We start from the raw sequence: 18,153 nt of genomic DNA, 5'->3' as shown, positions 1-18,153 counted from the left end.
GCGCGGCCGCACGCGGGGCGGTTTCCGCAGGGTGACCCTGCGTGAGCGCCCACGGGAGGCCGGAACCGGAGGGAACCGGCCGGTTCACGACGACGGCGAGCGCCGCGGAAGGCGTGCGGGCGTTCGACTTCCCCCGGCGGCGACCCGCCGGTAACTTGACCCGCGGCAACCGCCCGACCGGGCGGCCGAACCCCCGGCAGGAGCACGATGAAGAGCCTGTTACGCGCCGTCCTGTGCGCCCTCCTGCTGACGGCCGTTGCCGTCCCCGCACAGGCCGCGCAAGCCTCCCGGACCCCTGTGGCCGCCCCGGCTCCCGTCGCGAACTCCGCCGGGGCCTGGATCCCGCCCCTCTCCACGCGCGGCCGGTACATCGTCGACGCGCAGGGCAACCGGTTCCGCCTGCGCTCCGGCAACTGGGACGGGGCCCAGGGCTCCTGGAACGGCTCGGGCGACCGCAACGACCCCGCCACGCACCACAGCGGCCAGAACGCCAACGGCATCCCGCTCGGCCTGGACCGGGTCCCGCTGCCCGCCCTCCTCGCCGACTTCCGCGCGCTCGGCCTCAACAGCATCCGGCTGCCCTTCTCCAACGAGATGCTGCGCACCACCACCCCGGTCCCGGACGCGGCCGTCGCCGCCAACCCGGCCCTGCGCGGGCGCACTCCGCTGCAGGTCTTCGACGCCGTGGTCGCCGCCCTCACCGACGGCGGCTTCGCCGTCATCCTCAACAACCACACCGTCACCACCCGCTGGTGCTGCGGTCTCGACGGCAACGAACGCTGGAACAGCGGGCGTTCCACGGCCCAGTGGGCCGACGACTGGGTCTTCCTCGCCCGCCGCTACCGGGACAACCCGCGCGTGGTCGGCGCCGACCTCTACAACGAGGTCCGCCGCGACGTCCTCCACGACCCCAACTGGGGACTCGGTGACGACCGCGACTGGCACGCCGCCGCCCAGGAGGCCGCCGACCGCATCCTCACCGAGGCCAATCCGGACCTGCTGATCGTGGTCGAGGGCATCAACTGGTTCGGCCTGCCGGTGGACGGCTTCCCGCACGGCCGCCCCACCCTCACCCCCGTACGGACCCTCTCGCACACCCTGGCCGTCTCGAACAAGCTCGTCTACTCCGCCCACTTCTACGGGTACACCGGCCCCCACCACAGCGGAGCCACCGGTATCGGCGAGACCAGCGACCTGCGCTACCAGGACATGAGCGCCGCGCAGCTCGAACAGACCCTCTACGACCAGGCCTTCTTCGTCTCCGCGGAGACCGGCGCGCACTTCACCGCCCCCGTCTGGATCAGCGAGTTCGGCATCGGGGCCGACGAGGCCGGCGCCGCCCCGCGCACCTGGTTCGACCGTCTCACCGGACAACTGGCCGCCAAGGAAGCCGACTTCGCGTACTGGCCGCTCGTCGGCTGGAGCACCGACACCCAAGGAGCCCCCGGCGGCGACACCTGGGCGATGCTCCGCTACGACGCGGCCGGCCGTCGCACCGGCGTCCTGGACGCGGGGGACTGGCGCACCGCGCGCTGGTCCGGGCTCCTCGCGGCACCCGCCCGTACCGGGCCCGTCCCCGCCGCCACCGCCTGGTACCAGCTGACCACCGACCACCGCGACCACAACGCCTCGCTGCTCACCCGGGCCGGCGGGGACTGGGACAGCGGGGCCCGCAAGGCGGTCTGCCCGGACGGCTCCCGCCTCGGCGGCCTCTCCCACACCGGCGGCCGCGCCCTGTGCACCGGCTCCGGCCTGCGGGCCCCGGAGGGCGGACACACCGTGGTCCGCGACGAGAGGTACGTGCCGGCCGGCGGTGACTGGGCCACCGGGTACACGAAGTTGCAGTGCCCGGCCGGCCAGTTCCTGATCGGCCACAGCCTGCGCGGCGAGCGGGTCTCGGCCGCGCTGTGCGCCCCGGCCCGCACCTCCCTGCCGGCGGGCGGCCGGACGCTCTGGTTCGACCGCGGGGACAACCGGCCGCCCGGCGGCCCCGGCGGCGAGTTCGCCCTCGGGCACTACAAGGGCCAGTGCCTGACCACGGAGTACGCGGCGGGCATCGCCTTCACGACCCGGTTCGCCTCGCGTCCGTCCCCGGCGGCGCTGCTGTGCCGTCCCCTGCCGGGTCCCGAGGGGAGCTGAGCCCCGCCCCGCCGGCCGCGGCTGACCGGGTTCGGCCGGCCGCCGCGACCGCGAGTGCGAGTGCGAGGAGGACCAGGGCCGCCGCGACCGCGAGGGTGATCCGGGTGCCGGCGGCCACCGCTCCCGGGGACGCCGTCGCGACGTCGCCGGTGGCCGCCGCGAGCGCGAACACCGCGCCCCTGACGGAGGCGCCGGTGACGAGCCCGGGGTTGCCGCGCGAGGCCCAGCGTGCCGGAGACGACTCCCCGCCGGTCCGGGGGAACGTCGGCCATGACGGCCGTGTTGTTCGCCGTCTGGAACACCGCGTAGCCGGCGGTCAGTACGGCGAGCGGGGCGACGTAGCCGACGGCGCCGAGCCCCGTCGGCACCCCCGACAGCGCGAGCGCACCGGCCGCCATGGCCGCGAGGCCGAGGACGGTCGTCGTGCGGTGTCCGCCGAAGCGGTCGGCGAGCTGCCCGGCGGGCACCCGGGCCGGACCGGCTCGAACGGCAAACGTCGTTGCCGATTGCGGGACGGCGGGATGGAATGGCCGCATGGACACACCGCCGAACCACCAAGCGGTCCTCGACCAGGTAGCCCCCCGCCTGCGGCGGCTGCGCGCCAAGAGCGGTCTCACCCTCGCCGCGCTCTCGGAGGAGACCGGCATCTCGAAGAGCACCCTGTCCCGGCTGGAGTCCGGCGGGCGCCGGCCCAGCCTGGAACTGCTGCTCCCGCTCGCCGCCGCCTACCGCGTCCCCCTCGACGAACTGGTCGGCGCCCCCGAGGTGGGGGACCCCAGGGTGCGGCTGACCCCCCGCACCCTGCCGGGCGGCGGCACCGTCGTCCCCCTCACCCGGGGCCCGGGGCCGCTCCAGGCGTTCAAGATGCTGATCCCCTACCGCGGCGCCGAGCCGGATCCGCGGACGCACGAGGGCTACGAGTGGCTGTACGTGCTGGACGGGCGGCTGCGCCTCGTCCTCGCGGAGCACGACCTGGTCCTCGGGCCCGGCGAGGCGGCCGAGTTCGACACCCGGCTGCCCCACTGGTTCACCAGCGCGGACGCGGAGCGGCCCGTGGAGATCCTCAGCCTGTTCGGTCGCCAGGGGGAGCGCATGCACGTCCGTGCCAAGCCCCGGGGCTGAGACCTGCGGTGCGCAGACCGGCCAGGCCCTGGCGCGATTTCGTCGTCGAAATGCGCCAAGTGGGGTGAGTCGAGCCCCGAACCGATCTAAGGTGCGCCCGTAAGCACCGTCGCGGACACCTGTTCGGCGGTTTCCGGCCATGCCTCGCCAGTGGCGCCTTCCGGCCGCACCGCACACTCAACTGGGGGGTTCATGCGCAGATCCCGAGGGGCGGCGGCCCTGCTCGCCCTGTCCCTGACCGCAACCGGAGCAGGGCTGGGTCTCGCCCTCGCCCCGCAGGCGGCGGCCGTCACCCCGCCCGTCGCGTTCACCGCCGACGCGCTGTCCACGTGGCAGCCCAACGGCGTCGTATGGGCCCTCGCCGAGGCCGGCGGGCAGGTCTTCGCCGGCGGCACCTTCTCCACGGTGCGCCCGCCCGCGGGAGGCGCCGGCGGCGAGCAGCAGGCCGTGAACTTCGTGGCCCTGGACGCCGCGACGGGTGTGCCCACCTCCTGCAAACTGTCCTTCACCGTGGCCTCCGGCACCGCGACGGTCCGGGCGCTCGCCCTGTCACCGGACAAGTCGACCCTCTACGCCGGCGGGTACTTCGGCGCGGTGAACGGCACGGCCGTCTCCAGCCTCGCCGCCGTCGACGTGGCGAGCTGCACGGTGAAGACCGCCTTCCGTCCTGCCTTCGCGGCCACCGTCCGCGCCCTCGCCGTCACCGGCGACACGGTCTACGCGGGCGGCGACTTCCTCACCGTCGCCGGCCAGCCGCGTCAGCGCTTCGCCGCCGTCGGTGCGGCCGACGGGGCGCTCAAGCCCTTCACCGCCGACGCCGACGAGCCCGGACGCGCCGTCGAGGTCACCCCCGACGGGCAGAACGTGGTCCTCGGCGGGGACTTCTTCACCGTCAACGGTACGAACACCCACGCGCTGGCCGTCGTCGACGCGGCGAGCGGCGCACTCACCCGGTCCTACCCCGGCTTCATCGAGACCAACTCCGTCGTCAAGGACATCGCGACCGACGACACCGGCTTCTACACCGCCAACGAGGGCACCGGCGGCGGCGTCTTCGACGGCCGGATCGCGCTCGACCTCCCCGGCTTCGGCCAGCGCTGGCGCGACACCTGCCTCGGCGCCACCCAGGCCGTGCTGCCGTACCAGAACGTCCTCTACAGCGCCTCGCACGCCCACGACTGCTCCAGCGTGGGGGAGTTCCCCGACGGCCAGCGCCACCACCTGCTCGCCCAGCCCACCACGGGCACCGGCAAGCTCGGCTGGGCCCCCGACACCAACGACGGCATCGGCGAGGGCATCGGCCCGCGCGTGATGACGGTCGGGTCGAAGAACGGGGTGGAGTACCTGTGGGTCGGCGGTGAGTTCACCACCGTCAACGGCGCCGCTCAGCAGGGCCTCACACGGTTCGCCTCCACCGGTGACACCGGCGCGCCCACCGTGCCCGTGGCGAGCGCGGTCAGCTTCAAGCCGGGTGAGGTCCAGGTGCGCTGGCGCACCAGCCTCGACCTCGACGACAGCGCGCTGACCTACAAGGTCTACCGCAACGGCGCGGCCACGCCGGTCGCCACGGTCACGGCCGACTCGCTCTTCTTCAAGCGCCCGCAGGCCTCCTGGACCGACACCACCGTCGCGGCGGGCCAGTCGTACACCTACCGGGTCACGGCCACCGACGCGGCCGGCAACACCAGCGCCCTGTCCGCCACGGCGAGCGTGACCGTCCCGACCACCGTGGACGGATACCCGAACCAGGTCCGTGCCGACGGAGCCACGCAGTACTGGCGCTACGACGAGTCGGCCCTGCCCTTCGTCGCGGACTCCTCCCTGGGCGGCAACCGGGCCGGTGTGCACCTGAACGCCCCCGCCCTGCGGCAGACTCCCGGCGCGGTCTCCGGCGCGAGCACGGCCATCGGCTTCAACGGCACGGACACCCAGGTGTACGGGGACCACCGGCAGAGCGTGGGCAGCACCTACAGCATCGAGACCTGGTTCAGGACGAACACCACCCGTGGCGGCAAGCTCTTCGGCTTCGGGAACAACCAGACCCGCGGCAGCAATCAGTACGACAAGCACATCTACATGACCAATGACGGGCGGCTGGTCTACGGCGTCTACACCGGAGCCACCCGCACCGTCACCACCGCCACCGCGTACAACGACAACCTGTGGCACCACGTCGTGGCGACCCAGGGCCCCGGCGGCATGACCCTCTACGTGGACGGTGTCCAGAAGGGCACCCTGGCCGTCACCACGCACGAGAACTTCTCCGGCTACTGGCACGCCGGCGGCGACAGCCTCGGCGGCTGGCCCGACCGCCCGACGAGCGAGTACTGGGCGGGGCAGCTCGACGACAGCGCCGTCTACCCGACCGTACTGAGCGCCGCGCAGGTGCAGAACCACTACGCCCTCGCCACCGCCCCGGCCGACTCGGTGGTCCAGGTCCCGGCCGCGGAGGACACCTACGCCAACGCCGGAGCCCCCGGGACCAACTACGGCACCTCGTCCTCGCTCGCCGTCCGCGGCACCTCGTTCTACGCGAGCTACCTGCGCTTCGACCTGCCGGCGGCGCCCGCGGGGACGGTGCTGAAGTCGGCGACGCTCGGCGTGAGGACGAGCACGATGAGCGGCGCCGGCACGACGGACACCGTCTCGGTCCTCCCGGTCACCGGAGCGTGGAGCGAGGGCGGGACGACGTACAACAACCGCCCCTCCCTGGGCGCTCCGGCCCTCGGCGGCTACCCGGGGATCCCCGACGGCTCGGCGGTGCACACCGCCACGCTGACCACGGGAACCGTCGCGGCGGCGCTCGGCGGCAGCCTCGGCCTGGCGCTGACCAGCCCGGGCACGGACGCCCTGTGGCTGTGGTCCTCCGAGGCGCAGGCCAACGAGGGCACTCCGCAGCTGACGCTCACCTTCGGCGCGCCGTGACCTGACGGCCGGCCGGCCGGACAGGAGGGGCGCGGACCACACCGGTCCGCGCCCCTTGGCGTGTCCCGGCCCCTCTGGCGCGTCCCGGTCCCTTTCGCACGTCCCGGTCCCTCTGGCACGTCCGCGCCCCTCTGGCGCGTCCGACCTCGGGGTCAGGCCAGGGCGTAGGTGAAGACGTACGCGACCGAGGTGTCGCCGTGGCGGCACGTGAAGCCGCCGGAGCCCGTCAGGCCCACGAGGTCCCCGGTGCCGGAGCCGGGGACCACCTCGAAGCGGCAGACGGTGCCACCCGCGTCGAAGGTGCCCCGCTCCTCCAGCACGAAACTGCCCTTGCGGCCGTCGACACTGCCCGCCAGCAGCTCCATCCCGCTGTAACTCCCGGTGTTCTCACCGTTGTAGGCGATCGTGTACACACAGCTGGTGCCGGCCGCCTCGACGCCGCCGGTGAAGGCGTTGGTGACACGGGCGTGGGCGAGCCGAGGGGTGGCCCCCTGCGGTCCGACCGGAGTCTCCTTCCAGTCGGCGAAGGTGAAGTGGCCACTGGTTTCTACGGGCGTGGGCATGACGGTCCTCTCGGCCGGCCGGACGGTCCCTCCGCCCGGCGTGCCCCCAGGCTGGCAGCCGTACCTGACACCTCCTGTCAGGTACGGCGAGAATGGGTGCCATGCGCGCCGACCGCCTCCTCTCCCTGCTCCTGCTGCTCCAGAACCGCGGCCGGATGACCGCACCCGAACTCGCGGCCGAGCTGGAGGTGTCCGTGCGCACCGTCTACCGCGACATCGACGCGCTCGGCGCCTCGGGCGTCCCCGTCCTCGCCGACCGGGGTCCGGCCGGGGGCTACCGACTGGCCGACGGCTACCGGACCCGCCTCACCGGCCTCACCGACACCCAGGCCGGGTCGCTCTTCCTGGCCGGCGTCCCCGGACCGGCACAGGACCTGGGACTCGGCGCCGACCTGGCCGCCGCCCAGCTGAAGCTCCAGGCCGCGCTCCCCGCCCCGCTCGCCGGACGGGCCCGGCAGATCCAGGACCGCTTCCACCTCGACGCGACCGCCTGGTTCCGGGACGCCGACCCCGTTCCGCACCTCGCCCGGATCGCCCAGGCCGTCTGGGACCAGCGGGTCCTGCACGCCCATTACCGCCGCTGGCGCGGCGAGGTGCGGCGTGAGCTCCACCCGCTGGGCCTCGTCCTCAAGAGCGGCATCTGGTACCTGGTCGCCGGGGTCGACGACGGCGCCGTACGGACCTACCGCGTCGCCCGGTTCCTCGCGGTGGACACCGCCGAGGAGGGCTTCGAACGGCCCGCCGGATTCGAACTCGCCACGTACTGGCAGGAGTCCACCAGCAGGCTGGACGCCGCCCTCCACCGGCAGACCGCGCAGCTGCGCCTCTCCCCGCGCGGCCGGCAGCTGCTGCCCATTCAGTTCGGGGCGGCGGGCACCCGGGCCCTGGCCGACGCCGGCCCGCCCGACGCGGACGGCTGGGTCCGGCTCACCCTCGCCGTCGAGTCCGAGGCCGTCGCCGTCGGCGACCTCCTGCGCCTCGGCACGGAGGCCGAGGTGCTCGGACCGCCCGAACTGCGCCGAGCCCTGGCCGAGACGGTGACCGCCCTCGCCGGCCGCTACGCCCGACCGAGGTGAACGGGCGGACATCCCCCCCGGAATGCCTGGCACCGGACTTCGGGCGGAGCGTGGCTCCCAGCCCACTTGGCGCGGCGGCGGTGGAGCGGCACGCCTCGTCGGGTCAGGCCGCTGCCCGGAGTTGCTGTTCCTAGGGGCTCTAGTTTTAAACTAGAGTCACTAGGAGCAGTGGGAGGGTGCATGGCACGGGCAGGGCTGACGGCGGAGCGGGTGACGATCGCGGGCGCCGAGTTGGCGGACGAGGTCGGGCTGGACAAGGTGACCATGTCGCAGGTGGCGCGGCGGCTGGGCGTGAAAGACGCCAGCCTCTACGCGCACGTCCGCAATCTGGAGGACCTGCGCGGCCGGATCGCGCTGCTGGCGGCGGACGAGAAGACCATCCGCATCGCGGAGGCGATCGCCGGCCGGTCCGGCAGAGAGGCCCTGGTCGCTTTCGCCGACGCCTGGCGGGAGTACGCCCACGCACACCCGGGGCGCTACACGGCGACGCAGACCCCGATCCGGATCGACCCCGAACTCGCCGCGAACGCGGCCGGGCCACGGCGCGCGGTCGAGCTGACCTACGGCATGCTGCGCGGCTACGGACTGGCCGAGCCCGACGTGACCGACGCGGTCCGGTTGCTGCGCAGCACGTTCCACGGCTTCGTCGCCCTGGAAGCCGCGGGCGGTTTCGCACACGAGCGTTCGCCGCAGCAGTCATGGGTCCGCGCCCTCGACGCCCTCCATACCCTCCTGGAGCACTGGCCTCCGTCCCGAGAAGGAGACTCCGCATGACCGCCCCCACCCTCGGCAGCCTGCGCGTGAACGGCGCGACCCTGCATTACGAAGTGCGCGGCCGGGGCCCGCTCCTGTTGCTGATTCCCGGAGGGTCGGGAGGCGCTGCCTCCTTCGACGGCATTGCGGACGACCTGGCTGCTGCACACACCGTCGCGACCTACGACCCGCGCGGCATGTCCCAGAGCACGCTGGACGACCCCGAGGCCGAGCAGCGGGTGACCGAGCACGCCGACGACGCGTTCCGGATGCTGGAACTGCTGTCGCCCGGTGAGCCCGCCCGGGTGTTCGGTACCAGCTCGGGTGCGATCGTCGCCCTGCACGTGCTGGCCGCGCACCCGGAACGTGTCGAACGGCTCGTGGCGCACGAGCCACCGGTGGTGGAGGTACTGCCCGATGCCTGCGACCATCGCGCACTGATCGCGCGCGTGCAGGAGACCTTCCGCGCGCGGGGGCTCATGCCGGCCATGGCCGTGTTCGCTGCGGGTCTGACGAAGGACGGCACCCCGACCGAGCCGATGGCCGACACCGAGCTTCCACCACAGGCAGCGGCACGGGCCGAGCAGACGATGGCCAACCTGCCGTACTTCGTCGGCCGCATCGTGCCGAGCTTCATGTCCTACACCCCGGACGTCAACCGGCTGGAGGCTCTGTCCGACCGGCTCGTGCTCGCGTGCGGGAAGGACTCGCGCGGCGAGCTGCCCTATCGCGCGGCCGCCTTTCTGGCCGAGCGGCTCGGCACGGAACTCCTGCACTTCCCCGGGGGGCACACCGGCCTGACCACGCACCCCACCGAGTTCGGAGAACTCCTCCGAGAAGCATGTGGTCACGACCGCCGGTCGTAGCCGGCCGGCGGCGGCAGATCGTGCATCGGGTACGTCGCCGGTGAAGTGCGTGCCCCGCATCCCTCTCCATGGAGTTCCGCCGGCCGCTATGCCCACGCGATGGCCTCGCCCGTGCCGGAGTACGAGGGGTCGAAGGGGAAGGTGGTCCTGGTGCCGTCCGGCCTGCGCGCAGTCGTGAACGTCGGATCCGTCTGCCGTTCGTCCACGTCGCCCCCTGCATCACCGCGTCCGAGCGGAGCCGGTCACGCCATGGCGGACCGGCAACGGCGCGTCGTGGCCTCGTGGAGCCGGCCGAGGACGCCGGTGTCCTGCCTCACGGCAGGCCGGCTTCCGGGGCGGCGTGGACGCTGCCGCTGCCCGCAGTGCCCGCCGCATGCGCCGGGAGGCGTCGTACGGCCGGGACACAGAGGAGCGCGAGAGCGGCCGGGACCGCGATGACCGTCATCGCGTACAGAGTGGGCCGCACGCCGAGGGACTCGGACACCGGGCCGGCGAGCGCCAGGCCCACCGGCATGAGTCCTCCCGACAACAAATGGTCGTACGAGCTCACGCGAGAGAGGGCCTGCTCGGGCACATGCGTCTGCAGCGCCGTCTCCCACAGGACGAAGAAGAGAGAAACTGCCACGCCCGTGACCGCTTCGAGGACCGCGATCAAGGCGAGCGATGCGCCGGATCCGATGATGACCGCCTGACAGGAGGCTACGGCCAGCGCCGCAGCGGCCAGTGCCATAGGCCGCGCGATCTTGAGCCGGTAGGCGCACACATCACCGGCGATCGCCCCGATCCCGAAGGCCGCGACCACCACTGACCAGCTTGCCGCCCCACCCCACTCGTGCTCGGCGAGCACGGGCCCCAGCACATAGACCGACGGCAGCACGACAACGTGGTAGACCGCCATGGCGGCCAGGCCGGACAACACCCACGGCCGGCTGCGTACTTGGACCCAGCCGACGCGCAGTTCCGCGAGGAAGGACCCCTCAGCAGCGCCCTCCCCTGGCCCGGATGCCGTTTCGCGGGGCCTCAGCCGGGCCAGGACCGCGGCACTGACGGCGAAGGTCAGGGCGTCCAGGGCCAGGGCGCCGCCGGGGCCGGCCAGTGCGACCAGCCCACCGGCCAGGGCCGGACCGAGCACCAGCCCGGACGACTGGACGAACCCGCGCAGGGCGTTGGCCTCCCGCAGCCGGTCCGGCCCGACCACCAGCGGCATCAGTCCTGTGGCAGCGGGCATGAAGAACGCATCCGCCGTGCCGAATACGAGCATCAGCAGGGCCAGATGCGGAACCTCGGCGACACCGGTCAGCAGCAGTACGGCAATGAGCCCCTGCACGGCGAACCGCACCATGTCGGAGACCAACATGATGCGGTGCCGCCGGAAGCGGTCCGCCCACACCCCGCCCACCAGGGTGAACAGCAGCATGGGCACCAGCCCTGCGGCCGCCACCAAGCCGACGTCAGAGGCGGACCCGCCCACCGAGAGCACGGCAAAGGGCACGGCGACGAGCGACACGCGGTCGCCCAGCACCGACAGGGACTGCCCTATGAACAGGCGGGCGAACTGCGGTTCATCACGCAGCACGCCAGGGATCAAGGATTTCATGCAGTGGCCGTTCCGAGGCAGGCGGGCGGATTGCTCGGCGCCCGATCGTAAGGAGGACTGTCGCTGCCGGGCACGTGATTTCCCCAGCGACGTGCCCCTGCGTGCCGATGCCATCGTGGTCGACGACGCCACGATCTCCGACGGCCTGCGGCGCGACGCCCGGGCGAGCGCCCTCGGGCATTGCGGTCACCGGCCGTACTCCGCCCTGTCCTACGGCAGGGAGAAGCCGTGCTCGCGGGCAGGGTGTCAGGGGGTGCCCTTACGCTCGCCTCCGTGAACATGGATGATCTTGAGTGGCAGGTGAGCCACCTCGGCGGTCTTCGGCCGAGCAGGGTGGACCTTCTGCTGGAGCGCGGCGAGCTGGAACGGGTGATCCGGGCTGCCGCTGACCGCGGCGACTGGTTCTGCGCGCAGGGCGCGACGCAGGCCCTGTGCCGGGTGGGGGAGTGCGGCCGGGCCCTGCGGGTGATGGAGCCCTTCGTCGCGACCGGGTGGCGCGACGCCCTGCGGGCGCGGGCCGACATCCTGCTTCGGGCGGGCCGGACGCAGGAGGCCCTGGATCTGACCCGTCCGGACGAGGCGGGCCGTGCGTCGGCGACCGAGTGCCGCGTCTACGCCGAGCTGCTCGCCAGAGCGGGACGTATCGACGACGCCGTCGACCTGCTCGTCCCGCACATGGACGAGTCGTGGATCCTGTCGGTCCTGGTGGAGATCACCGAGGGCCGGGACCGCGACGAGCGGATGCTGGAACTGATCGCCCCGCACGCGCAAAGCGCGCGGGAGGCCCGCAGCCAGGGCCGGTGGGACCACCCGTTCTGGGAAGCGCAGGAGCTGCAGGCCCGGGTACTGGAGCGCGCAGGCCGGGCAGACGAGGCGATCCGGATCCTAGGCCGCGACATGGCTGGGCGTCGCTTCCTCGCCCAGAACACCCTCACCGCCTACGCCGAACTACTGGCACGCCACGGCCGGCTCGACGCGCTGCGCGAGCTGGCCGCCGGAGGGGACGCCCGCGTCGTCCTGGGCACCTACGCTCGAGCCCTGCGCGACCACGGCCGCGCCGGTGAGGCCGAGGCTGTGATGCGTGAGGCCATCACGGCCGACGACTGGGTGGGCCACCGCGCCTGGCTCTCCGCCACCCTGCTGCGCGACGGTCGGCTGGACGATGCGATCGCCGTGGCCGAACCCGGCTTCGGCCGGTACGACTGCTCCAACCTCCTGGCACCACTCGTCATGCTCCTCGACCGTCCCGAGGACGTGCTCCACCTGGTGGAGCACCCCAGCGTCGTGCCCCACCACGGTCACGAGGAGTTCCAGCACCAGTGGTGGGCCCGGGCCCTCGCCGGCCTCGGCCGCGTCGACGAGGCGATCGCACTGGCCGAAGCCCACCCGGACCCGTGGACCGACCCCCGCATCGTCAAGGCCGGACTCCTCGACACCGCCGGACGCCCGGACGACGCCGCCGCCGAACTGCGGGCCCTCGGCACGGTCGAGGCACGCGAGGAACTGTGCGACGTGCTGATCCGGCAGGGCCGGCCGGCCGAGGCGCTCGCCGTCCACCCCACGGTGGCCGAGCAGCGGGCTGCCCGGTCGCGGCCCGCCCCCGTCCCCGTTCCCCGGGACGAGAACGGGTACTCCCTGGAGCCCCCGTTCTGAAGCAGCCGGGTATCGGCCACCAGCGAGTTACGAACCCTCCCCGACCCGGGCGGGGACCCCTCCGCCGCCGAACCGCCCGGCCGGCACGAGGTCAGAAGACGGTGACCGTGAAGGGGTTGTCCACGTAGTTGCCCCTGAGGTCGTACGTGTAGACGGTGACCGAGTCCGCCCCGCAGACGGCGTTGGGCGTGGTACTGAAGCTGCGACGGTTGGAATTGGGCAGCTCCACGTGGACCACGCTGAACGCGAGATTCACCTGCTCGCTGACGTTCACGCAGTACCGGCCGGTGTTGACGTGTCGTACCCAGTCGACGTTCTTCGCCCGCAGCAACGCCCCGGAGCCGGAGACGTCCGCCGCGGCCTGGACGTAGGGGGAGGTGATCGGCCTCGGGTCGGCCGCCGTGGCGTTCGCGGGGGCGGCGAGGGCCCCTGTCATGACCAAGGCGGCCGGCAGCGTGAGCAAGAATCGGATCATAGGACTGCACTCCGGACTGTGGCGTACTGCAGCGAGGATGGGGTGATCGCCTCATACTCGGCCGGTACGCACGGCGATGTGTTCGCCGCGCCGAGCCGCAGGCCCAACGGGGCCGAAACCTACCCGTGCGGCCCACGCGTGAGCGGCGTCTCGGTGATCAGCGCACGTCGTTGAGCCACCGGATCACGCCCCGGCCGGCACGGTCAGCGCGGGGGTTCCACCTCCAGGAAGCGGCGCCCGCGGGGCCCCCGGTACAGCAGGCACACCCAGCCCAGTTCCCCCAGCGCGGCCGCGCAGGCCGTCAGGCGCTCCTGCTCCTCCGCGGCCGCGCCGGCGCCCGGCGGGCCGACCCAGGTCACCTCCACCCGTCCCGCCCCGGAGGCGGCGGCCACCCGGTAGCCCGTCCGCGTACGGCGCCCCTCCCTGTCCACCGCCGACGGCGTCATCCCCGACGCCTCCAGTGCGAGGGCCACCGCGCGCGCCGGCCGTGCCACCTCCCAGGGCGCGGGAACCCCCGTGCCCGCCGGGCCGTTGACCAGGCGCCGGATCTGCAGCAGCCCCTCGTACGCCGTGCGCAGCTCGGCCTCCCGCCGCCCGGCCGGCACGTCCGCACCGTCGCCGGTCGCCGGTTCGAAGCCCCGCCCCGGATCCGTCACCCTCCACCACCCCGCCCGTCTGAGTACCTCATGCCCGACGGCCTGAGTATCCGCCCCGATTCCCCGGAGGGCCGCCGCTGGTCGAATGGGGCCATGACCTACGACGCCCCGCGCAGCGCGACCGCCCGCCCGCGCATGCAGCACGTGACCACCGCCGGCTCGGCCCTCGCCGTGGCCCTGGTCCCGCTCGTGGTCGGCGTCCTGTTCGCCAAGGCCATGGCAGCCGACCCGATGACCCCGGTCAACGCCCTCATCGCGGGCGGCGGCCAGCGGGCCGCCCTGCCGCGGGGCGAGTGGAAGCGCCGCGGCCACACCACCCTGCACCGGCTGCGCACCGCCCGTCGCGACACGGCCCGGCGCTGCGCCCGCGCCTGCGGCCGCCGTCCCTAGAGGGCTCCTTCAGCGGCCGTACTGGCGCAGGCACAGGTCGACGATGGACGGCGGAACGACGCCGTCGGCGGCCGCGCACAGCTCGTCCATGCGGGGCGGCGGCGCCGGCCGGCGGTGCGGGTGTGCGGTCGCGGACCCGGGGAGCCGGGTCCGCCGGGGCGGGGCCGCCTGCTTCGCGCCCGGCCGCTCGCGGGGTGCGGCCGCGGCGGGCGCCCGGTCCGGGCCCGCGACCGGCCCCCGGGCGGCGTCCGGGGCCGGCTCGGGCGGGCCGGCCGGGGGCAGTTCTCCCAGGGGCAGGGCCGGCGGCGCGGACCGCTCGGGGGAGTCGGCGGACGGCACGGACCCGCGTACGGGAGCCGGGTCCGGAGCCGGGTCGTGCGGGCCGACGGAGACACAGCCGGCGCTCGCCAGGAGCGCGACGAGGGAGAGGGGCAGGGCCCGGCGTAACTGCATCCGACCACCTTGCCGCACGGCCCGTCGCTCCCCGCTCCCCGCCTCACGCGTCCGGGTGACACCGGGCGGCGACGGCAGCGGTTCCGGCGTGTGCGAGATTGGCACGGACGTACGGGCGGCGGGGGAGGCGCGACCTCCGACGCCCCGTGCGGCCGAATCATGCCCGCAGATCGACCCGTACGGAGCACCGGTCCATGACAGCAGCCGCCGCGCCCGGCAGTCCCGCGCCGTCCCCCGAGCCCGGGGGGTCCGCCGCATCCACACCGCACCCCGCCCCCGGGTCCGTAACCGGGTCGCCGGGGTCCGCGCCCGCCGCCCCCGGGTCCGCAACCGGCTCGCCGGGGTCCGCGCCCACCGCCGCCCCCGCCCCCTGGAAGGGCTGGGCGGCCGTGTGCGCGGTCGCCCTCGGCATCTTCTGCCTGATCACCTCCGAGCTGCTGCCCGTCGGGCTGCTCACTCCCGTGGGGGCCGACCTCGGGGTGTCCGACGGGACCGCAGGGCTGATGGTCACCGTCCCCGGGCTGGTCGCGGGGTTCTGCGCGCCGCTGGTCACCGTCGGAGCCGGCCGCCTCGACCGGCGGCTCGTCCTGTGCGTGCTCATCGCGCTGACGGCGGCCGCCAACCTCGCCGCCGCCGTCGCCCCGGGCTTCGCGGTCGTACTGGCGGCGCGCCTGCTCGTCGGTGTCAGCGTCGGCGGGTTCTGGGCCATCGCCGGCGGACTCGCGGTCCGGCTCGTTCCCGAGCGCCACGTCGGCCGGGCCACCGCCCTCGTCTTCGGGGGCGTGCCCACCGCCTCCGTGCTCGGCGTCCCCGCCGGAACCCTGCTCGGCGAACTCGGAGGCTGGCGCACCGCGTTCGCCGCGGTCGGCGCCCTCGGCCTCGTCACGCTGACCGCCCTGGTCGTCCTGCTGCCCCCGCTCCCGCCGACCCGGCGCATCACCTTCCCCGAACTCCCCGCCCTGTTCCGCGAGAACCGCGCAGTCCGCGCCGGAGTGGCCGTCACCTTCCTCGTGGTGACAGGGCAGTTCGCCGCCTACACCTTCGTCCGGCCGATCCTCCAGGACGTCTCCGGCATCGACGCCGGGTTCGTCAGCACCCTGCTGCTCGGCTACGGCGTCGCCGGCGTCGCGGGCAACTTCCTGGCCGGGGCGCGCGACGCCTACCGGAGCCTGCTCGTGATCAGCGGCGCCCTCGCCGTGATCCTCGCGCTCATCGCGGTCCTGCCGGGAGCGGTCGCCGGAACCGCGCTGCTGCTCGCCTGGGGACTGGCCTACGGAGGGGTCTCGGTGAGCGTGCAGGGCTGGATGACCAAGGCCGTGCCGGCCGCCGCGGAAGCGGCCTCCTCGCTGATGGTGGCCATGTTCAACCTCGCCATAGCGGCGGGAGCACTGCTCGGCGGCCTCGCGGTCGACGGGATCTCCGCCCCCGCCGCTCCGCTCGGCGGGGCCGCCCTCATGCTCATGGCCGCCGTCACCGTCCGGGCCACGGCGCTCCGCCGCCGCCCCGAGCACGTCGACTGACGGATCTCGCCCGACAGAACGGGCGGACCCTCCGCCGCCCCGAGCACGTCGACTGACGGATCTCGCCCGACAGAACGGGCGGACCTGGGCGGATCGGACACGGGGCTTGACCCGGCCGGTGCCGGAGGGCAAGAGTGCGCCCGATCAAGACCCACAGTTCTGGCCGCACCCCGGAGATACCTCAGATGCCCATACCGGTTCGCCCGCCGCTCGCCCCGCCCGCGATCGGCGGTTCTCCGGCACTCGGCACGCCCGGCGCCCACGGCGGCGGCGCGGTCCAGGCTCCCGCCGCCCGGCGGCGCAGAGCCTGACCGGCCGGACGGGGGCCGGCACCGCGCCGGCCCCCGCCCCTGCCGGGAGACAGCCATGTCCCAGGACCCTGATGAGAACGGGCTCGCCCCCGACGACGCCCTGTTCGTACGCCCGTACGTCGCCCCCTCCGGCCCGCCGGCCCGAGTGGACGCTCCCGCCTGGCCGCAGACCGGCCCGTTCGCCTTCCCCGACCCCGCCCACGACCCCGCGGACGACCCCGCCCACGACCCCGCGGACGGCTCCGCAGGCGGCCGGGGACACCGCCCGGACGCCGGAGTTCCGGCACCGGTGACCGCGCCCCCCGGGCCTTCCGTGGCCGCCGCCCGCCATTCCCGGCATTCCAGGGGAGCAGGCCGCCGGAGCCGCCTCCCGCTAGCCGTGGGCACCGTGCTCGGCCTCGCGGCCGTCGGCGGCCTCGTGCTCCTGCTGACCGGCCCCGACGCGCAGCCGCCCCGGGCCCAGGCGCCGGCCGACCTGACCGTGCCCGCGCTTCCGGGCGGCCCGGCCGGCGGCAGTGAATCCCCCGGCCCCACGGCGTCCGCCCGGTCCGCGGCACCGTCGGCCTCGGCCACCGAGGCGTCGGCCCGGACGACGGGCCCGGCGGCGAAGCCGTCCACCGCGCCCAGCGCGTCGGCCGCACGGCCGTCGGGCGCGTACGTGACCCTGCGCATGGGCGACAGCGGGCCCGAGGTACGGGCCCTGCAGGAGTTGCTCCAAGGACAGGGCTTCACCTACGTGTCCGTCACCGGCGTCTACGACGGCCAGACCAAACGCGGCGTCGGCCAGCTCCAGCGCGACCGGTCCATCAAGGGCGACCCCCAGGGCGTCTACGGGCCGAACACGCAGGCGGCCATGGGATAAGGGGGCGGGCCGGGCCGGCGCCGGGCGCCCGCGCGTTCAGCGACCGCCCGCGACCCGCAGCACCGTCCCCGTCGTGTACGAGGCGTCCGGGGACAGCAGCCAGGAGATCGCCCCGGCGATGTCCTCGGGCCGTCCGGGGCGCCCGAGCGGGGTCGCGGCCCCGATGCGGGCCGCGCGGTCGGGGTCGCCCATCGCGGCGTGCATACCGGTCTCGATGGTGCCGGGCGCGACGGCGTTGACCCGGATCCCGTCCGGGCCCAGTTCCTTGGCGAGCCCCACCGTCAGCGCGTCGGTCGCCGCCTTGGTCGCCGCGTAGTGCACGTACTCCCCGGGGCTGCCCAGGGTGGCCGCCGCCGAGGAGACGTTCACGATCGCCCCGCCCCCGGACTCCGCCATGTCACGGGCGGCCCGGCGGCAGCACAGCAGGTACCCGAGGAGGTTGACCTCGACCACCCGGCGCAGGTCCTCGGTGCGGGCGTCGGCGAGCCGGCCCAGCGGCCCCGTCACCCCGGCGTTGTTGACCAGGCCCGTCACCGTGCCCAGTTCGGCGCCGGCGATGTCGAAGAGCCGTTCGACCGCGCATTCCTCGGAGGTGTCGACCTGTACGGTCACGCAGCGGACCCCGGCGGCCCGTACGCGCGCGGCGACGGCCTCGGCCGCCGCCTCGTCGCGGACGTAACCCAGCACCAGGTCGTGCCCGTCCGCGGCCAGCCGCAGACAGGTCGCCGCGCCGATGCCCCTGCTGCCGCCGGTGACGACGGTGACCGGACGAGGTGACATGGGGGCCTCCAC

Annotated in this window: 16 protein-coding genes and 1 pseudogene; 10 read left to right on the top strand and 7 right to left on the bottom strand. The window is 74.2% G+C overall.

The window, feature by feature from the left end:
* The first annotated feature begins 207 nt into the window (after positions 1-207).
* Positions 208-2,139: a glycoside hydrolase family 5 protein gene (locus IH80_RS0115215; protein ID WP_030960865.1), complete on the top strand. Its 1,932-nt coding sequence runs from the start codon at positions 208-210 to the stop codon at positions 2,137-2,139.
* A 272-nt stretch (positions 2,140-2,411) separates the two neighbouring features.
* Here IH80_RS0115215 and IH80_RS47360 read toward each other — a convergent pair.
* Positions 2,412-2,675: pseudogene (locus tag IH80_RS47360) on the bottom strand (hypothetical protein); the annotation flags it as partial.
* On the opposite strand from IH80_RS47360, the gene IH80_RS0115210 reads away from it, so the two are divergent.
* Together IH80_RS0115210 and IH80_RS0115205 are read left to right on the top strand one after the other, a co-directional pair.
* On the top strand, positions 2,674-3,261 hold the full coding sequence (locus IH80_RS0115210; RefSeq protein WP_030960863.1) for a helix-turn-helix domain-containing protein: 588 nt from the start codon (positions 2,674-2,676) through the stop codon (positions 3,259-3,261). The pseudogene IH80_RS47360 and the gene IH80_RS0115210 overlap by 2 nt on opposite strands.
* A gap of 192 nt (positions 3,262-3,453) precedes the next feature.
* Positions 3,454-6,186: a DNRLRE domain-containing protein gene (locus IH80_RS0115205; RefSeq protein ID WP_030960862.1), complete on the top strand. Its 2,733-nt coding sequence runs from the start codon at positions 3,454-3,456 to the stop codon at positions 6,184-6,186.
* A gap of 152 nt (positions 6,187-6,338) precedes the next feature.
* On the opposite strand, the gene IH80_RS0115200 is transcribed toward IH80_RS0115205, so the two are convergent.
* Positions 6,339-6,749, bottom strand: coding sequence for a DUF3224 domain-containing protein (locus IH80_RS0115200; protein ID WP_030960861.1), 411 nt, complete (start codon positions 6,747-6,749; stop codon positions 6,339-6,341).
* Between the two features lie 101 nt (positions 6,750-6,850).
* Between IH80_RS0115200 and IH80_RS0115195 the strand changes: the two genes are divergently transcribed.
* From IH80_RS0115195 to IH80_RS0115185, 3 genes are all read left to right on the top strand, one after another.
* Positions 6,851-7,825 carry a helix-turn-helix transcriptional regulator gene (locus IH80_RS0115195; RefSeq protein WP_199819260.1) on the top strand — a complete coding sequence of 325 codons (975 nt, stop codon included), beginning with the start codon at positions 6,851-6,853 and terminating at the stop codon, positions 7,823-7,825.
* A 180-nt stretch (positions 7,826-8,005) separates the two neighbouring features.
* Positions 8,006-8,599: a TetR/AcrR family transcriptional regulator gene (locus IH80_RS0115190; protein ID WP_030960858.1), complete on the top strand. Its 594-nt coding sequence runs from the start codon at positions 8,006-8,008 to the stop codon at positions 8,597-8,599.
* Positions 8,596-9,444 (top strand): alpha/beta fold hydrolase, encoded by an 849-nt coding sequence (locus IH80_RS0115185; RefSeq protein WP_030960857.1) that lies wholly within the window; start codon positions 8,596-8,598, stop codon positions 9,442-9,444. Before IH80_RS0115190 ends, IH80_RS0115185 begins: the two co-directional genes overlap by 4 nt.
* 313 nt (positions 9,445-9,757) lie before the next feature.
* Here IH80_RS0115185 and IH80_RS0115175 read toward each other — a convergent pair whose 3' ends face one another.
* Positions 9,758-11,173: an MFS transporter gene (locus IH80_RS0115175; RefSeq protein WP_234432248.1), complete on the bottom strand. Its 1,416-nt coding sequence runs from the start codon at positions 11,171-11,173 to the stop codon at positions 9,758-9,760.
* 147 nt (positions 11,174-11,320) lie between these two features.
* On the opposite strand from IH80_RS0115175, the gene IH80_RS0115170 reads away from it, so the two are divergent.
* A complete protein-coding gene (locus tag IH80_RS0115170) occupies positions 11,321-12,694 on the top strand; it encodes a hypothetical protein (RefSeq protein ID WP_234432253.1) in 1,374 nt (457 codons plus the stop codon).
* A 91-nt stretch (positions 12,695-12,785) separates the two neighbouring features.
* Here the strand turns inward: IH80_RS0115170 and IH80_RS0115165 are convergent, their stop codons facing one another.
* Together IH80_RS0115165 and IH80_RS0115160 are read right to left on the bottom strand one after the other, a co-directional pair.
* Entirely contained in the window at positions 12,786-13,157 is a 372-nt protein-coding gene (locus IH80_RS0115165) for a hypothetical protein (RefSeq protein ID WP_158943478.1), read from the bottom strand.
* A 215-nt stretch (positions 13,158-13,372) separates the two neighbouring features.
* Positions 13,373-13,825, bottom strand: coding sequence for a hypothetical protein (locus IH80_RS0115160; protein WP_030960851.1), 453 nt, complete (start codon positions 13,823-13,825; stop codon positions 13,373-13,375).
* Between the two features lie 93 nt (positions 13,826-13,918).
* Here IH80_RS0115160 and IH80_RS0115155 point away from each other — a divergent pair, with 93 nt between their 5' ends.
* Positions 13,919-14,215, top strand: a complete 297-nt coding sequence (locus IH80_RS0115155) for a hypothetical protein (RefSeq protein ID WP_030960850.1) — start codon at positions 13,919-13,921, stop codon at positions 14,213-14,215.
* A gap of 9 nt (positions 14,216-14,224) precedes the next feature.
* Here IH80_RS0115155 and IH80_RS0115150 read toward each other — a convergent pair whose 3' ends face one another.
* The gene (locus IH80_RS0115150; RefSeq protein WP_030960849.1) at positions 14,225-14,668 is read right to left on the bottom strand and encodes a hypothetical protein; all 444 of its coding nucleotides are present in this window, start codon (positions 14,666-14,668) and stop codon (positions 14,225-14,227) included.
* Positions 14,669-14,862: 194 nt separating this feature from the next.
* Here IH80_RS0115150 and IH80_RS0115145 point away from each other — a divergent pair, with 194 nt between their 5' ends.
* Positions 14,863-16,188: an MFS transporter gene (locus IH80_RS0115145; protein WP_078906538.1), complete on the top strand. Its 1,326-nt coding sequence runs from the start codon at positions 14,863-14,865 to the stop codon at positions 16,186-16,188.
* A gap of 366 nt (positions 16,189-16,554) precedes the next feature.
* A complete protein-coding gene (locus IH80_RS40860; RefSeq protein ID WP_030960845.1) occupies positions 16,555-17,361 on the top strand; it encodes a peptidoglycan-binding domain-containing protein in 807 nt (268 codons plus the stop codon).
* Between the two features lie 36 nt (positions 17,362-17,397).
* Here IH80_RS40860 and IH80_RS0115135 read toward each other — a convergent pair whose 3' ends face one another.
* Positions 17,398-18,141, bottom strand: a complete 744-nt coding sequence (locus tag IH80_RS0115135) for an SDR family NAD(P)-dependent oxidoreductase (RefSeq protein ID WP_030960843.1) — start codon at positions 18,139-18,141, stop codon at positions 17,398-17,400.
* Positions 18,142-18,153 lie beyond the last annotated feature (12 nt).

This window comes from Streptomyces sp. NRRL S-378 (genome assembly GCF_000720645.1).
Taxonomy (GTDB): Bacteria; Actinomycetota; Actinomycetes; order Streptomycetales; family Streptomycetaceae; genus Streptomyces.
The sequence above is the reverse complement of the archived record's forward strand: the minus strand, read 5'-3'. Positions and strand labels throughout refer to the sequence as shown.

Coding starts and splice junctions, on each gene's coding strand:
- IH80_RS0115150 (WP_030960849.1), bottom strand. CDS start 14,668: ATGCAGTTACGCCGGGCCCTGCCCCTCTCCCTCGTCGCGCTCCTGGCG.
- IH80_RS0115200 (WP_030960861.1), bottom strand. CDS start 6,749: ATGCCCACGCCCGTAGAAACCAGTGGCCACTTCACCTTCGCCGACTGG.
- IH80_RS0115215 (WP_030960865.1), top strand. CDS start 208: ATGAAGAGCCTGTTACGCGCCGTCCTGTGCGCCCTCCTGCTGACGGCC.
- IH80_RS40860 (WP_030960845.1), top strand. CDS start 16,555: ATGTCCCAGGACCCTGATGAGAACGGGCTCGCCCCCGACGACGCCCTG.
- IH80_RS0115185 (WP_030960857.1), top strand. CDS start 8,596: ATGACCGCCCCCACCCTCGGCAGCCTGCGCGTGAACGGCGCGACCCTG.
- IH80_RS0115195 (WP_199819260.1), top strand. CDS start 6,851: ATGCGCGCCGACCGCCTCCTCTCCCTGCTCCTGCTGCTCCAGAACCGC.
- IH80_RS0115170 (WP_234432253.1), top strand. CDS start 11,321: ATGGATGATCTTGAGTGGCAGGTGAGCCACCTCGGCGGTCTTCGGCCG.
- IH80_RS0115135 (WP_030960843.1), bottom strand. CDS start 18,141: ATGTCACCTCGTCCGGTCACCGTCGTCACCGGCGGCAGCAGGGGCATC.
- IH80_RS0115210 (WP_030960863.1), top strand. CDS start 2,674: ATGGACACACCGCCGAACCACCAAGCGGTCCTCGACCAGGTAGCCCCC.
- IH80_RS0115145 (WP_078906538.1), top strand. CDS start 14,863: ATGACAGCAGCCGCCGCGCCCGGCAGTCCCGCGCCGTCCCCCGAGCCC.
- IH80_RS0115205 (WP_030960862.1), top strand. CDS start 3,454: ATGCGCAGATCCCGAGGGGCGGCGGCCCTGCTCGCCCTGTCCCTGACC.
- IH80_RS0115155 (WP_030960850.1), top strand. CDS start 13,919: ATGACCTACGACGCCCCGCGCAGCGCGACCGCCCGCCCGCGCATGCAG.
- IH80_RS0115190 (WP_030960858.1), top strand. CDS start 8,006: ATGGCACGGGCAGGGCTGACGGCGGAGCGGGTGACGATCGCGGGCGCC.